The organism is Nocardia sp. NBC_01503, assembly GCF_036327755.1.
Taxonomy (GTDB): Bacteria; Actinomycetota; Actinomycetes; order Mycobacteriales; family Mycobacteriaceae; genus Nocardia.
The window spans coordinates 1,426,628-1,442,922 of sequence record NZ_CP109596.1 but is presented as its reverse complement, the minus strand read 5'-3'; the positions used below and the strand labels follow the sequence as shown (position 1 = coordinate 1,442,922).

Sequence of the window (16,295 nt, the reverse complement as noted above, 5' to 3'; positions counted from 1 at the left end):
GTTCACAGCACCAGCCAACTCGTTCACAGCCAAGCCCCCTCCGTGCGTAGACAAGCTAGTCGGCCGCTGACGACAGACCCAGCGAGCTCAGCAGCGTCTGCAGTGCCGCCTTCATATCCGGCGCCTCGATGCGCATGAGCACCGATTCGTCGATTTCGCTCAGATCGATGGATTCGTCATTGGCGAGCCGGAATTCGCGCTCCTCCTCGGCCGCCTCGATCAGGTTGCGGATGAAACGACCGTTACCGGCCACATCCACACCGCGGCGCGGTTGCCCGCTCTGATCGGTGCTCTCCAGGTGGTAAAGCTTCTGGCAAGTCATGACCAGCTGCTCCATCGCGCCGTCCGAGAGCTCCGAATCACGTTTGTGCGCGATGACCTGCCCGATCTCACCGAGCTCGGGCGCGGTGTAGGACGGGAATTGCAGGCGCTTGGCGAAGCGCGAGGCCAGACCGTCGTTGGCGGCCAGGAAGCGGTCGATCTCGCCGTCGTATCCGGCGATGATCACCACCAGGCGATCGCGATCGTTCTCCATGCGCGCCAGCAGTGTGTCCACCGCCTCGCGGCCGAAGGCGTCACCGCCCGAAAGACCTTGCTGGATAAGGGTGTACGCCTCATCGATGAACAGCACGCCGTCCATGGCGGTATCGATGAGCTTCTCGGTCTTGATGGCCGTCGAGCCCAGATGCTGGCCGACGAAGTCCGAGCGCTTGGTCTCCACGACCTTCTCGGTCTTGAGAATGCCCAGGCCGCAATAGATTTTGGCGACCACGCGCGCGATGGTGGTCTTACCGGTTCCGGGCGGGCCGGTGAAGGCCAGGTGCTGACCGCGCGCCGAACTCGAAAGCCCCTTCTCCGCACGGATTTTCGCCAGCTGGGCACTCGACTGCAATTTGGCGACCTGCGTCTTGACGGCGGTCAGGCCGATCTGCTTGTCCAGCTCCGCGCGCGCCTCGGCCAGGATCACCTTGGCGCGATCCTCGTTCTCGGCCTGCCGCTTCTCCTCCAGCGACGGCGCGGACGCCGGATCCCACTTGTCGGTGCGCGCCTCGATCACCTCCTTGGAGGTGACGGTGATGCGGTACGTCCGATCGCGCATGGCGGCGGTATTGGCGTCGAAATCCGGTGCCTGTGAATACACCTTCTCGAACAGCGCCTGCGCCTCATCGGCCTCGCCGGTCTCGCGCAGGCACAGGCCGCGGCAGAACATGGCGGCGGTGCGGGCGGCCGGAATCGGGCCCGCCTCGGCCTGTTCCATACGCCGGATCGCCTCACCGAACAGACCCAGCTGCGCGCAGGCTGTGCCCACCATCACATGTGCGCCAGCGGCCAGATAGGGATCTTCCCAGCCTTCGGAGCCCGCGAGCACGGTCATCACATCGGACCAGCGCTGGGTGTTGTAGTGCAGGATGCCGCGCACGTATTTGCTGACCCGGCCGTCGATTTCGAAGTCGGGTTCATTGGCGCGCGCCCGGCGATGCTGATCGAGTTCGTTGAGTACCGTCTCGGCCTCGTCGAACTGCTTGTCCGCGATCAGATGCGCGGCGTACGCGAGCCAGATTTCGGTGAAACTGGCCAGCGGGTAATCGATGTAGAGACCCGGCAGGAAACGTCCAGCAAGCACCCGGGGCGGTAGCCCCAACCGCCGCTGTTCCCGTCCCAGCGAGATGGTGCTGCACTTGTACAGGTTGTGCAGAACGTCCTTGGTTACCTCACCGGCTACCGCCCGGCCGAGCCAGGCGTCGCACATGGTGGGATCCCACTCGGTCGCGCGCTGAAAGGCCAGCTTCGCGTACTCGAGGTCCTTGTTGGACTCCTGTCCGTCGATGCTCAACCCCAGAGAGAGCACCCCCGCGTCGAAGGCGCGTTGTGCCTGGCGAGTGTCGATCATCCTAGTCGAACCCCGAATTCGTTGAACCTGGTTAGGCTTTCGTTCACAGTCCCCACCCGACCATGCGGATCGCACAGTTGCGGACAGTCGGATACATTATGGTTAACCGCCCTGGGCGGGCAACTGTTACGAGGGTGAGGGAGCAGTTCAGCAAGTGACCGCACAGTCGATCAGCGGCTTGGGCGCCGCTGAACCCGAATTGTGCCGAGTGTCCGTCATCGGGGGGAACACCCAGCTCGACGTCGGTCTACCGGCAAACGCACCGATCGCCGCCTTCATCGGCGATCTGGTCAGACTTATCGAATCTCGCGATCCGGATCCACTGGGCGGCGAAGAGGGGGGAACGCCGCTCCAGCCCCAGCATTGGACGCTGGCCAAGCTCGGCCGGGATATGATCGCGCCCAGCCAGACGCTCAATGACGCCGAGATCTACGACGGTGAACTGCTGGTCCTGCGGGCCGTCGCCGCCAAGGAAGCACCCGCGCTCTTCGACGATGTGATCGACGCGGTCTCGCGGCTCACCTCCGAGGAGTTCCGCGGCTGGTCGCCCGCCTCGGCGCGTTGGACCGGACTCGGCGCGGCCATTGTCGCGACGCTGTTCGCACTGCTGCTCGGCGCCGTATCGCGCGGTGCCGGAGACCAATTCGTCGCACCGGCCATGCTGCTCGGCGGCGCCGTCGCGGCGCTGGTGGCGGCCGTGATCGCCGAGCGCAAATACGCGGACGAGTTGACCGCGACCGTACTCACACTGCTGTTGTTGCTGCTCACCTTCGGTGGTGCGGCGCTGGCGGTGCCGCACGCGCTGGGCGCTCCACACGTACTGCTCGGTGCCAGTGCGACTCTGCTGGTCGCGGTGATCGGCTTCCGGCTGATCCGCACGGGTGCGGCCATCGTCTCCGCGGCCGTCACGCTCTCGATCTTCCTCGGCGGCGCTGCCGCGGTCCGCATGGGCTGGGACACCGCCATGCCGAAACTCGCTGCCGGAGTGCTGGTCGCGTCGATTCTGCTGCTCTCCGCGGTACCGCGACTGGCCGCCATGCTCGCCCGGCTTCCGGTCCCGCCGGTGCCGACCGCCGGTGCCGCCATCGATCCGGCCGATCATGAACCCCGGCCGACCATCGAGGGTATCGGCGCCATCGGCGCGACCGTCCTGCCCTCGGCGCACGGGCTCGGACTGCGCGCCCGCGTCGCCAATCAGTTCCAGACCGGCATGGTCGTCGGCGCGGCGCTCGGCGCGGCCTTCGGGGCGGTCGCAGCGGCCGATCCACTGGGATCCCCGCGCTGGCAGGGCATCGCGCTGGCCATCGTGGTCTCGATCATTCTGTGCCTGCGCGGGCGGGCCTTCGCCGACCTCACCCAGGCCACCGTCCTGATCGCCGGTGGCGGACTGACTTTCGTGACTCTGCTGGTGCTGCTGGCCCTGGCGGATGACGGTATGCCGCTGGTCTCGGCCGGACTGCTGCTCGCCTTCGCGGCGGCCGCCATCGTCTTCGGCGTGATCGGCCCGCACATCGAGGTGACTCCGGTGACCCGGCGCTTCAACGAGATCTTCGAATACGGTCTGATCGTATCGATCGTCCCGCTGGTGCTATGGCTCGCCGACGTCTACTCGATGGCGCGCAACATATGAGATCGCCGGGGGGCGGCTGGGCACGGATCGTCTGTGCCACAGCTGTTCTCGGTGCTGCGCTGCTGAGCCCGCCGGGGGTCGCGTCCGCCGAACTCACGCCGCCGAAGATCGACGACGGTGCGCTGGCGCAGGCGCAGGCGCTCAGCGGTAAGGCCGCGCCGCCCGATGTCACCGAGAAGCAGCACTTCTGCGCCGAGCTCTCGCTGACCGGCTCCGCCCAGAAGGACGAACCGCTCGCCCAGCGCGTGCTGAATCTGCCTGCCGCATGGCAATTCAGTAAGGGGGAGGGGGTCAAGGTCGCGGTGATCGACACCGGCGTGACCCGCCATCCGCGACTCGGTCCGGTCGAGGCGGGCGGCGATTACGTCTCCGCCGACAGTGACGGGACGGTCGACTGCGATGGGCACGGCACGCTGGTCGCCGGAATCATCGCCGCACGGCCGAGTCCGGATGACGCCTTCGTCGGGGTCGCGCCGGAGGCGGAGATTCTCTCCATCCGGCAGAACAGCGAAATGTACAAGGCCAAGGATCAGAACAACGGCGATCAGCCGGGCAAGGTGACCAGCGGCGGGTACGGCAATGTGCTCACCCTCGCCGCATCGGTGGTGCGCGCGGTGGATATGGGCGCGAAGGTCGTCAATCTCTCGCTCGCGGCCTGCTCCAGTCCGGGGGATTCCTCGGACGCGGCCATGGGCGCCGCCGCCAAGTACGCCTACGACCATGATGTCGTGGTGGTCGCCGCGGCCGGAAATGTGGACTCCGCCATCGGATGTGGCACCCAGAATGACGGAACCGGTTGGAGCGAGGTGAAAACCGTGTCCAGTCCGGCCTGGTTCAGCCCGTATGTGCTGAGCGTCGCCTCGGTCAACTCCGATGGCAATCCGTCGGATTTCTCGCTGCACGGCCCGTGGGTCGGGGTGGCCGCGATCGGGACCAAGATCACCTCACTGGATAGCAAGCCCGGCGGTACCGGACTGGTCAACACCAGCGGATACAACGACAAGAACGAAGCGCAGCCCATCAACGGCACCAGCTTCGCCGCGCCCTATGTCTCCGGACTGGCCGCGCTGTTGCGCGCGAGATTCCCGGATATGTCCGCGCAGGAGATCATGGACCGGATCACCCGCACCGCGCACGCGCCCGGTCCCGGCACCGGCCGTGACGACCGCATCGGCTACGGACTCATCGATCCGCTCGCGGCGCTCACCGCACAGTTGCCCGCGCAGCCGGTCGGCGTCGGCGCGGATACGCCGCACGCCTTCCCCGCCCCCGAAAAGCCCGCCGGGCCCGACGCTTTGCCGCGTCTGGTCGCCATCATCGGGTCCATCGTCTGTCTCGCCGCGCTGGGAATCGGTCTCGCACTGTCGATTCCATTCCGGCGCGCTCGCCGCGACGACGAGCTGCCCGACCTCGATTCGTAACGACCGGAGAAACACTCATGGCTACCGAAGGTTTCGTACGTCGTCCGCGCATCGCGCCGCCCCGCGCGCCCGGTGGTGAGATGGCGCTCACGCCGCCACCGGAGATCCCGCGCGCGGTCCCGGGCAACCTGCTCAGCAAGCTGATGCCGGTGGTCATGGTGGTCGCCATGATCGGCATGATCGCCATGATGGCGATGATGGGGCGGTCCATCCTGACCAACCCCATGATGATGATGTTCCCGATGATGATGATCATGTCGATGGCGGGCATGTTCATGGGGCAGCGCGGCGGCAACAAGAGCGCCGGTGAACTCAATGAGGAACGCAAGGACTACTTCCGCTATCTCGACCAGACCCGGCGTGAGGTGCGGCGCACCGCGCTGAAGCAGCTGGAGACCCTGGTCTGGAGTCATCCCGAGCCCGCCGATCTGCACTCGGTCGTCGGCACCCGGCGCATGTGGGAGCGCCGGCCCAATGACCCGGACTTCGGGCATGTGCGGGTCGGGATCGGAACCCACCGGCTCGCAGCCAAACTCGCGCGACCCGAGACCGGGCCGCTGGAGGACTTGGAGCCGGTGTCGACGGTGGCGCTGCGGCGGTTCGTGCGTACGCACTCGGTGGTGCATCAGCTGCCGACCGCGGTGTCATTGCGGGCCTTCCCGGCGATCAATGTCGAGGGACCGGTCGAGGATGCGCGGAAGCTGGTGTGGGGCATGCTCATCGAGCTGTGCGCCTTCCACGGGCCCGACCATGTGGCCGTCGCCATCGTCTGCGCCGACCCGGACGCACCGGCCTGGGCGTGGGCGAAATGGCTTCCACAGCTACAGCATCCGAGCCAGCGCGACGGTATGGGCGCGGCGCGCATGATCTACACCTCGCTCGGCGAGTTCGAGACCGCGCTCGCGGACGATCTGCTCGAGCGCGGTCGCTTCATGCGCAATCCGCAACCGACCCAGGGGCGACTGCACTTCGTCGTCATTGTCGACGACGGATATGTGAGCGGTAGTGAGCGGCTGATCAGCGAATCGGGTTTGGACGCGGTTACCGTCATCGACCTGAGCGCCGCGGAGAACAGCCTCGCGGCTCGGCGTGGTCTGCAGCTGGTGGCCTCCGGTGGCGATGTCTTCGCCAAGAGCGCCGCGGGCACCGAGAAGTTCGCCACCGCCGATGTGGTGACACTCGCGGAGGCCGAGGCGTTCTCGCGCAGCCTCGCTCGCTTCCGGGTCGCGACCGCGGCGCAGATCGTCAGCCTCGGCGACAATACGAGCACCGCGGACCCGGGCCTGATGGCGCTGCTCAAGATTCCGGACGCGGCGCAGATCGATCCGGCCAAGGTGTGGCGGCCGCGCTACGGTCGCGAACGACTGCGGGTGCCGATCGGCATCACCCCCGACGGCACGCCCGTCGAGATCGATATCAAGGAATCCGCCGAGAACGGTATGGGACCGCACGGGCTGTGCATCGGCGCCACCGGTTCGGGTAAGTCGGAATTCCTTCGGACGCTGCTGCTTTCGATGGTGGCCACGCACTCGCCCGATCAGCTGAACCTGGTGCTGGTCGACTTCAAGGGTGGTGCGACCTTCCTCGGTATGGATCCGCTGCCGCATGTCGCGGCGGTCATCACCAACCTGGAAGAGGAGCTCTCGCTCGTCGACCGTATGCGCGACGCGCTCGCCGGCGAGATGAACCGGCGACAGGAATTGCTGCGCACCGCGGGCAATTTCGCCAATGTGACGGATTACGAGAAGGCGCGCGCCGCCGGTGTGCCGCTGGATCCGTTGCCCGCGCTGTTCGTGGTCATCGACGAGTTCTCCGAATTGCTCTCGCAGAAACCGGATTTCGCGGATTTGTTCGTCATGATCGGCCGACTCGGCCGATCACTGCATGTGCATCTGCTGCTCGCCTCGCAGCGCCTGGAAGAGAACAAGATGCGCGGGCTGGACTCGCACCTGTCCTATCGGATCGGACTGCGTACGTTCTCCGCCAATGAATCTCGCGCCGTGCTCGGTATCACCGACGCCTACCACCTGCCGGGTGTCCCCGGCTCCGGTTACCTCAAGAGCGACGCCTCGGACCCGCTGCGGTTCAACGCCACCTATGTGTCCGGACCGTATGTCGCGCCGCGGGCCACCCGGCAGTTGGACGGCCGGGCGGTCGCCGAGGCCCCGCCGCGCGAATTCACCGCCGGGCCGGTGGAGATGCTCGCGCTGCCCGAGCCGGAGAATCCGCTCGACCCGCTCGATCTGCTGCCGCCGCCCCCGCCCGCCGACGAGGGCATTCCCGATACGCTGCTCCAGGTCGTGGTGAAACGCCTTACCGGACACGGCCGTCCGGCACACGAGGTGTGGTTGCCGCCGCTCGAGGAGTCGCCGACGGTCGATATGCTGCTGCCCGATCCCGAGTGGAGCTCGCCCGTCAACCGGCACGGACAGCTGTGGATGCCGATCGGCATCATCGACAAGCCGTACGAGCAGCGGCGCGATGTGCTCACCATCAGTTTGGCTGGCGCACAAGGCAATGTGGCGGTCGTCGGCGGCAAGCTGGCCGGTAAATCCACCGCGCTGCGCACCATCATCATGTCCGCCGCGGCGACCCATACGCCCGAGCAGTTGCAGTTCTACTGCATCGACCTCGGTGGCGGCAGCCTCGGCAGTATGTCCGGGCTACCGCATGTGGGCTCGGTCGCCAGCAAGCTCGACGTGGATCGATTGCGGCGCACCATCGCCGAGCTCATCACCCTGCTGCAGCAGCGCGAGGAGCGGTTCGCGGCGCTGGGCATCGAATCCATGGCCGAGTTCCGGCGGCGCAAGCATGCTGCGCTCACATCTGGTGCGATGGATGATCCGATTCTGCAGGACAAGTTCGGTGACGTATTCCTGGTCATCGACGGCTGGCAGGTCTTCCGCGAGGACTTCGACACCCTGGAGCCCCAGGTCGGAGCCCTTGCCGCACAGGGCCTTTCGTACGGCATCCACGTGATTCTGAGTGCCAACCGGTGGGCCGAGATCCGGCCCGCCATGAAGGATATGATCGGCACCCGCATCGAGCTGCGCCTCGGTGACCCGTCGGACTCGGAGATGGGCCGCCGGGTCGCGGTCAACGTACCGGTCAACCAGCCCGGCCGCGGCCTCACCGCCGACCCGCTGCACCTGCTGATCGCGTTGCCGCGCTTGGACTCCGATACCGATCCGGCCACCCTGCCCGAGGGCGTCGGCGCGGCCAAGGAGCAGATGACCGCGCTGTACGGCGACCGCCGCGCACCCGATGTTCGTATGCTGCCCTTGAACATTCCGCGCGATCAGGTGCTTCGACTGGCACACGCGCACGGTATCCAGCCCAGTGCCACCAAGATCGTCGTCGGTATCGGCGAGGCCGAATTGGCGCCGCTGGTACTGGATTTCGCGGCCGATCCGCACCTGATGATCTTCGCCGATGTGGAGTGCGGTAAGACCACCGCGCTGCGCAATATCATCCACGGCATCGCGGAGAACTCCAATGCCGAACAGGCCCGTGTCATCCTCATCGACTACCGCCGCACCCTGCTGGGCGCGCTGGAAGGCGATCAGCTGGCCGGATATTCGACCTCCTCGCAGACCTGCGGACCGATGATCCAGGAGGTCGTCAACTACCTCTCCAAGCGCATCCCCGGCTCCGACATCACCCCGCAGCAGCTGCGCGAACGCAGCTGGTGGAGCGGTCCGGAGATCTACATCGTCATCGACGACTACGATATGGTCGCCACCGGCGGCATGATGAATCCCCTTGCACCCCTTGTCGAATACCTCCCGCAGGCGCGCGATATCGGTATGCACGTCATCGTCACCCGCCGCATGGGCGGCGTCTCTCGAGCCCTCTACGACGGCGTCCTGGGCGCCATGAAGAATATGTCGGTGGACGCCCTGCTCATGTCCGGACCGCGCGATGAAGGCAAACTCATCGGCGATATCCGCCCGATGAAGCTGCCTCCGGGCCGAGGCATCCTCGCCTCCCGCAGCCGAGGCCAGGAGATGATTCAAATAGCCGACCTGCCAGGACTGTAATTGCCCGGCGGTCAGGCGCTGCGGCTCGACCTCTCGGGTGCGGGAGGAAACGCGATGCTGGTCGGTGGCGCGGACGCCGACCAGTACACCGCGCTGCGCGATCTGATCACCGCGATCACGGCCGTGCACACGCCCGAACAGGCGCAGTTCTACTGCCTCGACTTCGGACGCCGCCTGGCCGAGCTCGCCGTACTGCCGCATGTGGGCTCGATCGCGCACGGGCGGGACGATGAACGGGTGCGCCGCATAGTCTTCGAACTCGCCGCGCTACTGCGCCGGCGCCGGGAGAACTTCGCCCGGTTGGGTATCCGGGATATCGCCGAATTCCGGGAGTGGCAGCACAACGTCCGAACGGCGGGTGCGATCGGTGATCCGGTGCTGCGCGACGGGTTCGGTGATGTCTTCCTCGTGGTGGACCACTGGCTGGTGCTGACCGAGGAGCACAGCGAACTCGAGCACATCGTCAATGAGCTGGCGGGGGAGGGGCTTTCGTATGGCATCCACCTCATCCTGACGGCCTCCAAATGGTCCCAGGTCCGCCCCTCGCTACGGGAGTCGATCCGGACCCGGATCGATCTGTGGCCGGAGGATCCCGCCGCTCGGGGCATCCGTCGGCCTGTCACGGTCGAGCCGCTGCTCGCCGCTGTCGTATCGCATGCGGGCAGTGACTATCGCGCACCCGAAATTCCGGTGCTGCCAACCGATCTCACCCGAGAGCAGGTGCTGGTACAGGCCGCGGCGGCCGGTATCGAGCAGGGCCCCACCCGGGTCGTGCTCGGAGTCTCTGAATTCGAATTGCAGCCGTGGACAATGGATTTCGACGAAGACCCGCATTTGATGGTGTTCGGTGAGAGGGAGTGCGGGAAGACCACACTGCTGCGCAGTCTGATTCGCGGCATCACCGAGAGCTCCACACCGCGCCGGGCACGCATCCTCGCCATCGACCCCTGCCGGACCCTGCTGGGTGCCGTCCCGGATGATTATCTGGCCGGATACGCGACCGTGCACGAATCCAGCGTGACCCTGGTCCAGGATCTGGCCGACCATCTGGCCGAGCGCCTGCCCGACCCCGATCTCACCCCGCGACAGATTCGGGAACGGGACTGGTGGACCGGCCCGGAGATCTATCTACTCGTCGACGACTATGAGCGAGTAACCCGCGCGGGCTCCGCGAACCCGCTCACCCCGCTCATCGAGTTGCTGTCGCAGGCAGAGCATCTCGGGTTCCACCTGATCCTCGCCCGCCCCGTATCCGGCGCATACCTCGCCTTCGACGCCGACCCCGTGCTGGCGGACCTGCGCGCCCAGGGCGCGGCCGCCCTGCTCATGTCCGGCTCCCGCGACGAAGGCCGATTCATCGCGGGTGTCCGTCCCAGATTCCTGCCGCCGGGGCGCGGCAGTCTCATCACTCGCACCGGCGGTCCGGACCTGATTCAGGTGGCTGCCTAGCCCGCGTGCAGTCGCGGGGCCGCGAGGGGGAGGGGATCGGGGAGTCCGCGGGTGGAAACCCAGCTGGCGGTGGGACGTTCGAAGAGCGCACCCGACGGGCCGGTGGCCTCGGGGCCGGCGAAGCGGGCCTGGCGGAAGCCGGCCCGGACGTAGTAGTTGTGCAGGCCCTCGTTGGTGGTCCAGGCGTCGAGCCGGACCCAGTCCCGATTGCTTTGGGCGGCAAGGTGTGCCGCGTGTTCGAGGAGGGCGTGGCCGATGCGGTGACCGGCGAAGCGGAGGTCCACGATCATGTAGTGGACGATGACCGCTTCGGCGATCTCGCCGGGGGACCACAGGCCGTCATCGGCGCGGTCGTTCACGGTGATGGTTCCGGCGGGCTCACCATCGATCTCGGCCATCCACGTTTCGCCGTTGTCGATGGCGCGGGCCACCGATCGGACGAAGGTCTCGATGGGCAGGCCACGTCCGGCCCGGGTCCACTGATCGCTACCGCGGGCTGCGAGCCAGCTGGTGCGTTGGAGCCGGAACCGGGTGATGGTTCCTATGTCGGTGGGCCGGGCCGGGCGTAGATGCGGGGTCATGGCGAGCCGGGTAGCAGCGAGCTCTCGAAGGAGTGTGAGTTGGCGGGAGGCGGTGGGGCGCCGAGTGTTTTGCGAATGATGTCCGTACCTGGGTCGTCGCCCAACTCGTAAGCCAGGCGGTTGCGGGCCGCCGTGGAACGATGGCGGGTAACGCGTGTGATGCGTTCGTGGTTCGCGCCTATGCGCAGGTGATCCAGCAGGATGGTGCCTGGACCGACGCCGAGCACGGCGGCCTCCTCAGCGGTGGCCGGGCGCGCGACGACGGTATCCCGATGCGCGGTTTCGGCGAAACCACGCTCGGCGAGTCGGCGTGTCGTACCCTCCGGGATGTCATACGGATGGTCGATTCCGGTGGCCTCGGCGAGATCGCGCGGATAGAAGCTCACCTCCCACGACCACGGCTCGTTGTCCAGATACTGCATGACCGTGCGGGACACCACCCACGAATCCCGTTGCACCCCAAGCCAATGCGCGACTTCCGGACTGGCCGGTTCCATCCGTGCGCTGAACTGCTTGGACGGCTCACGACCCGCGGCCCGCGCGATCTCCACGAAGATATCGTTCACCGCACGCGGACGGTCGGGCCGAATATGGTTGGTGACAACCGATTCCAGCACCTCCTGGCTGCGCACTATCGTGCCCCTGGAAGTTGCTGTGTACACCAAATTTTCGGCAACCAGGAGCTGAATCGCGTTGCGAGCGGTGGTGATCGAGACCTGCATCTGGTCCGCCAGCTCGTTATGGCTGGGTAGTCGATCGCCCGGCCTCCACTTGCCAGCGCGGATCTCCTCGCGGAGGAGGTCTGCGATCCGTTGGTATCTCGGACCGTCCGCCATCTCGCTCCTCGGTTGTTGCTTCAAGGCCCCGAAGTCTACTCCGGGTGCCGAATCGCCGTGTAAGGCTTGACAGGCACATTCTGAGGTTTATTGTAATGAACGTCCTGAATGCGGTGTTGTTCGACGATGAACGCGAGGCAACGTGGCAGGTTCGGAGACATCAAATACGGTCGTTGTGGCTTTGCCCGACATGTCCGATCAGTACGCGGACATGGACGCGCATGCCCTGACGCACGGCCTATTGCCGACCTCCGACCTACTTTTGCGCGCCTGCCGCGGTCACCGTGTGATCGGCGGACCCCTGCTGTGGTTCGCCCATGATCTCGCGGTGCTGCACGAGCGGCGCATAGTGGGCCGTGGCGGTACCGGGGCCGAGACCGACCCCACCGCCATAATCGAAAACAAGCGTCGCCGAATCGAATTGGTGATGGCCATTGACGACTGGATCGTGCGGTCGGTTCCCCAGCATCGCCTGGGCGCGACCCTGCACACCGAAACCGTCGGGTCGGTCATCGATCGGTTGGCGGAGGCGTCCGTCCGCGCGCACCACGCGCTGATGACCCTCGACGCCAATGACGAGATGCTGCACGGCGCTTGGCACCATCTAGCCGAATTGTCCGATGCCTACGACGATCTCGTGCGAGATGTGCTCGCCGGGCGGCGGCGACTGCCGGCCTGGTAGGCGCGCACCGGTGGTCCGGGCCCGAGGGCGGCCCGGACCGCATCCGGTGGCTTAATTCGACTGGGGCAGTTCGGCTATGAGGGCGACCGGTATCGATCGCGCTGTGCCGCCGTGGGCTTCGCGCTGCCCCTGCGCGCCGGGCAGTCGTGCTGTCAGACCAGACTGCGCTGCGCCACGATCGCGGCGGCTACCCGCTGGCCCATCCGGACCGCGCCGTCCACGTGCTGGAAGCCGTGGCCCGCCAGATCCGAACAGGCGAAGTGCATCGGACCGACCGGATCGCGGTGATCGTGGCCGTAGCGGGTCATACCGCCGAGGTCGAAGCTGACGCCGTACGCGCCGCGCGTCCATTCCTCGGTGCCCCAGTCGGATTCGTAGTAGACCACCGGGTCGGCGGCCTCCGGACCGAGGTAGCGGACCAGGCAGTCCAGGGCGGCCCGCTTGCGCTCATCCGGGCCCATCGCGAAGTAGGCATCGGCCTGCTCGTGGGCGATGAAGCCGACCATCGCGCCGTTGTCCACACCGTGATTGGTGTTGTCGTAGACCTCCGAGACCATGTCGGTATCGCTGAAACCGGTTCCGGACAGGCCCTTTTCACGCCAGAACGGGGTCTCGTACACCGCGTGCACCTTGACCACGAAACCGAAGGACATGTGCTGGTACATCTGATGGCGGCGGCGCGGCAGCGGCGGATCGAAGCTGATGCCCGCGTACAGGTTCGGCGGTACGGCCAGCACCACACGACCCGCGCGCACCTCGAGATCGCCATCGGCGAGGACGGTCACGCCCGCATCGGACCACTGGATCTTGCGCACCGGCGCGTTCAGGTGCACATCGGCACCCAGCGAGGCGGCCAGGCGCTGCGAAACCTGTTGCATACCACCGATAACGCGCTTGTCGAGCATGAAGGTATCGGTGGCGAGCGCGGTGTAGGAGCCCTGCGCGGCGGCCATATGCAGCGCCTGCAGGGTGGAGAAGGTGTGCGCTGGCTTGGTCAGCATGGCGCCCGCGACGAAGAACGAGACGGTCTCACGCGCGTACTCGTTATCGGACTGGCGCTCCAGCCAGATGCTGAATGGAATCGAATCCAGTTCCGCCGCTTGCGGATGCGTCCAGGGGGCCTCCGCGCCGACCTCGGCCGCGAGCGTATCCAGCAGCGCGATGAGGCGGTCGATCTCGGCGGCGGTCTCGGCGGGGGCGGGGAAGACATCACCGGTGAACTGCTGCCGGGTGCCGTCCGCGGCCAGGTATACCGATTCGCCGTCGCGGTAGCGGGAGAAGGTCGACAGTCCGAGCTCTTCGACCAGCGCGAGCGCGGCCGTGTGGTGCGGGGACAGCCACTGGCCGCCGACCTCGATCATGGCCCCGTCGAACTCGCCGGTCCAGGTGCGGCCGCCGACCCGATCACGGGCCTCCAGCACCGCCACCGACAGGCCGGACTTGCGCAGTTCCGCGGCGGCGGTCAGGCCGGACGGTCCAGCACCCACGATCACGACGTCACGAGTGATGACAGCCACGAGAGCTCCTTACCGATAATTCGGAAATCTTCGGATAACCCGAAGGTTGCTATTTCAGTATGTGCGCGCGGTCACGATCATGCTCGCGCCTATTCGGTGAACCGGCCCGCCCCTCATTCGCCGGATCGGCGTGTACGGGCCGGATCATGCCCATGACCTGTACGCAGGTCAGCGAGCCGGAAGCGGCTCGTGCTGGGTAATGCAGTGGATACCGCCGCCGCGCGCGAAGATCTCCCGCGCGTCGACCGTCACAATGCTGCGGCCGGGATACACCCGGGCCATGATCTCGGCGGCCTCGGCATCGTTGGCATCGTCGAAGCCGCAGAGAATGACCGCGTTATCGCAGACGTAGTGATTGATGTAGCTGAAGTCCACGAAACCCTCCTCATCCCGCAGCGTGCGCGGAGCGGGCACCGGAACAACATCGAAAGGCTCTCCGGTGCAGGAGATTTCGGTCTCGAACTGCTTCATGAGTGCGCGGCTCAGCTCGTAATCGGGATGCTCCGGATCGCGCTGATCATGCACCAGCACCACACCCGGTGACGGCAGCGCGGCCACGATATCGGCATGCCCGCGGGTGCCGAAACGCTGCGAATCCCGCCACAACCCGCGTGGTAGCCAGATCGCGGTATCGATACCGATGGTGCGGCGCAGTTCGGCCTCGACCTCGGACTTGGTCAGTCCCGGATTGCGGAACGGATCCAATTGCACGGTCTCGGTGAGGATGACCGTGCCCGCACCATCGACCTGGATGCCGCCGCCCTCGTTCACCAGCGGTGAATCGATCACCGGCACCCCGGCCGCCTCGGCGACCACCCGGCCGATCTTGCTGTCGCTATCCCAGCGGGCCCAATCCTGTTGGCCCCAACCATTGAAAACCCAGTCCACCGCGGCGACCGAGCCGTCGGCGGCGCGCACGAAGGTCGGTCCGATATCGCGCATCCAGGCGTCATCCAGCGGTGCTTCGAGGATATCGACGGCACCGGACAGGATGCGCTTGGCATCGCGGACGTCGGCCGGGTCGACCACCATGGTCACCGGTTCGAATTCGGCCACCGCGTGCGCCACCGCGGTCCACGCCGCCCGCGCCTCATTGGTCGCGTCCTGGGTCGCGGTGATCTCCGAACCGGCGGGCGGGAACGCCATCCAGGTGCGGCGATGCGGCACATGCTCGGCGGGCATCCGCCACCCCGTCATCCCGGCATGCTTTTGGCCGGGATCCACAGCCGCTCCGTCGCCGACACTCATCACGCCCGCCCGAACGGATGCTCGCGATCGACCGGTTCGGTCAACCGGCCGTAGGTATCCGGGCGACGTGTCGCCAGGAACGGGAAGAGCGTCAGCCAATCCTTGCGCTGATCCAGATCCAGATCCGCCACCAGCACCGCCGACTCGTCACGCGGAGCCCGCACCAGCACCCGGCCGTACGGATCGGAGATGAAAGACGAACCGTAGAAGGTGATTTCGCCTTCATTGCCGTACCGGTTGGGCACGATCATGAAGGTGCCCGCGGTGATTCCATTGCCGACGATCACGTGCTGCCACAGCGGCTGGGTGTCGAACTCCGGATGGCCGGGCTCGGAACCGATGGCGGTCGGATAGACGATCATGTCGGCCCCGGCGAGCGAGTACATCCGCGCGACCTCCGGGAACCATTCGTCCCAGCAGGTCGGCATACCGATGCGCACATCACCGAGATCGGCGTGACCGTGCGGCCGGTACGCCTCCTCGGTGGCCGGGCCCGCCCGGAAGTAGGTGTCCTCGTAATAGCCCTCGGTCACCGGGATGTGCAATTTGCGGGTACGGCCGACCAGTTCACCGGTGGGGGACACCAGGATCGCGGTATTGAAGCCCAGACCGTCGCCCTGATCGGCCTGCTCATACAGCGAGGCGTGCACGAAGACGCCGTGCTCGATCGCCGCCTTGGCCGCGAAGGTGAAGGTGGGCCCGGTGGCCGGATCCTCGGCCTCCGCACCGGGATTCGCGCCACCGCGCTCGAAGGCCGGGTACTTGCTGAAGGTCACCTCGGGCAGGAAGACCGCCTTCGCGCCCAGTTCGGCGGCGCGGGCGATGCCCTCGTTCACCTCGGCGCGCATGGCCTCGCCGTCGGCCTGCCAGCGATGCTGCACCAGCGCGACGCGCAGCGGCTCGCGCACCGGGGCATCGACCCGCGCGTGCGAGACGGGCGGCTCGAAACAGGTGATGACGTTCATGACTACTCCGGCTCTCGATTCTCGAAGTTGACTGG

At 66.5% G+C, this 16,295-nt stretch carries 11 protein-coding genes; 5 read left to right on the top strand and 6 right to left on the bottom strand.

Annotation, left to right across the window (positions count from 1 at the left end):
- Positions 1 to 55 precede the first annotated feature (55 nt).
- On the bottom strand, positions 56 to 1,891 hold the full coding sequence (eccA, locus tag OHB26_RS06730) for a type VII secretion AAA-ATPase EccA (RefSeq protein WP_330183354.1): 1,836 nt from the start codon (positions 1,889 to 1,891) through the stop codon (positions 56 to 58).
- Between the two features lie 154 nt (positions 1,892 to 2,045).
- On the opposite strand from eccA, the gene eccD reads away from it, so the two are divergent.
- From eccD to OHB26_RS06710, 4 genes are read left to right on the top strand one after another with little or no spacing between them, the layout of a single operon-like run.
- A complete protein-coding gene (gene eccD, locus OHB26_RS06725) occupies positions 2,046 to 3,521 on the top strand; it encodes a type VII secretion integral membrane protein EccD (protein ID WP_330183353.1) in 1,476 nt (491 codons plus the stop codon).
- Positions 3,518 to 4,942, top strand: coding sequence for a type VII secretion-associated serine protease mycosin (mycP, locus tag OHB26_RS06720; protein ID WP_330183352.1), 1,425 nt, complete (start codon positions 3,518 to 3,520; stop codon positions 4,940 to 4,942). The genes eccD and mycP overlap by 4 nt, the downstream gene beginning before the upstream one ends.
- Before the next feature lie 17 nt (positions 4,943 to 4,959).
- Positions 4,960 to 8,982, top strand: a complete 4,023-nt coding sequence (eccCa, locus tag OHB26_RS06715) for a type VII secretion protein EccCa (RefSeq protein WP_330183351.1) — start codon at positions 4,960 to 4,962, stop codon at positions 8,980 to 8,982.
- Positions 8,983 to 10,431 (top strand): FtsK/SpoIIIE domain-containing protein, encoded by a 1,449-nt coding sequence (locus tag OHB26_RS06710; RefSeq protein ID WP_330183350.1) that lies wholly within the window; start codon positions 8,983 to 8,985, stop codon positions 10,429 to 10,431.
- On the opposite strand, the gene OHB26_RS06705 is transcribed toward OHB26_RS06710, so the two are convergent.
- Both OHB26_RS06705 and OHB26_RS06700 read right to left on the bottom strand, forming a co-directional pair.
- Positions 10,428 to 11,012: a GNAT family N-acetyltransferase gene (locus OHB26_RS06705; RefSeq protein WP_330183349.1), complete on the bottom strand. Its 585-nt coding sequence runs from the start codon at positions 11,010 to 11,012 to the stop codon at positions 10,428 to 10,430. The two genes, OHB26_RS06710 and OHB26_RS06705, sit on opposite strands and share 4 nt — an antisense overlap.
- Positions 11,009 to 11,848 carry a GntR family transcriptional regulator gene (locus OHB26_RS06700; RefSeq protein ID WP_330183348.1) on the bottom strand — a complete coding sequence of 280 codons (840 nt, stop codon included), beginning with the start codon at positions 11,846 to 11,848 and terminating at the stop codon, positions 11,009 to 11,011. Before OHB26_RS06700 ends, OHB26_RS06705 begins: the two co-directional genes overlap by 4 nt.
- 175 nt (positions 11,849 to 12,023) lie before the next feature.
- Between OHB26_RS06700 and OHB26_RS06695 the strand changes: the two genes are divergently transcribed.
- A complete protein-coding gene (locus tag OHB26_RS06695) occupies positions 12,024 to 12,530 on the top strand; it encodes a DUF4254 domain-containing protein (RefSeq protein WP_330183347.1) in 507 nt (168 codons plus the stop codon).
- A gap of 152 nt (positions 12,531 to 12,682) precedes the next feature.
- Here OHB26_RS06695 and OHB26_RS06690 read toward each other — a convergent pair whose 3' ends face one another.
- The 3 genes from OHB26_RS06690 to OHB26_RS06680 all read right to left on the bottom strand — a co-directional run bounded on the left by OHB26_RS06690 (position 12,683) and on the right by OHB26_RS06680 (position 16,260).
- Complete coding sequence (locus tag OHB26_RS06690) at positions 12,683 to 14,047, bottom strand: flavin monoamine oxidase family protein (RefSeq protein ID WP_330183346.1); 1,365 nt, start codon at positions 14,045 to 14,047, stop codon at positions 12,683 to 12,685.
- A 168-nt stretch (positions 14,048 to 14,215) separates the two neighbouring features.
- The gene (locus OHB26_RS06685; RefSeq protein WP_330185526.1) at positions 14,216 to 15,244 is read right to left on the bottom strand and encodes an agmatine deiminase family protein; all 1,029 of its coding nucleotides are present in this window, start codon (positions 15,242 to 15,244) and stop codon (positions 14,216 to 14,218) included.
- 50 nt (positions 15,245 to 15,294) lie between these two features.
- On the bottom strand, positions 15,295 to 16,260 hold the full coding sequence (locus OHB26_RS06680; protein ID WP_330183345.1) for a nitrilase-related carbon-nitrogen hydrolase: 966 nt from the start codon (positions 16,258 to 16,260) through the stop codon (positions 15,295 to 15,297).
- Between the last annotated feature and the right edge of the window lie 35 nt (positions 16,261 to 16,295).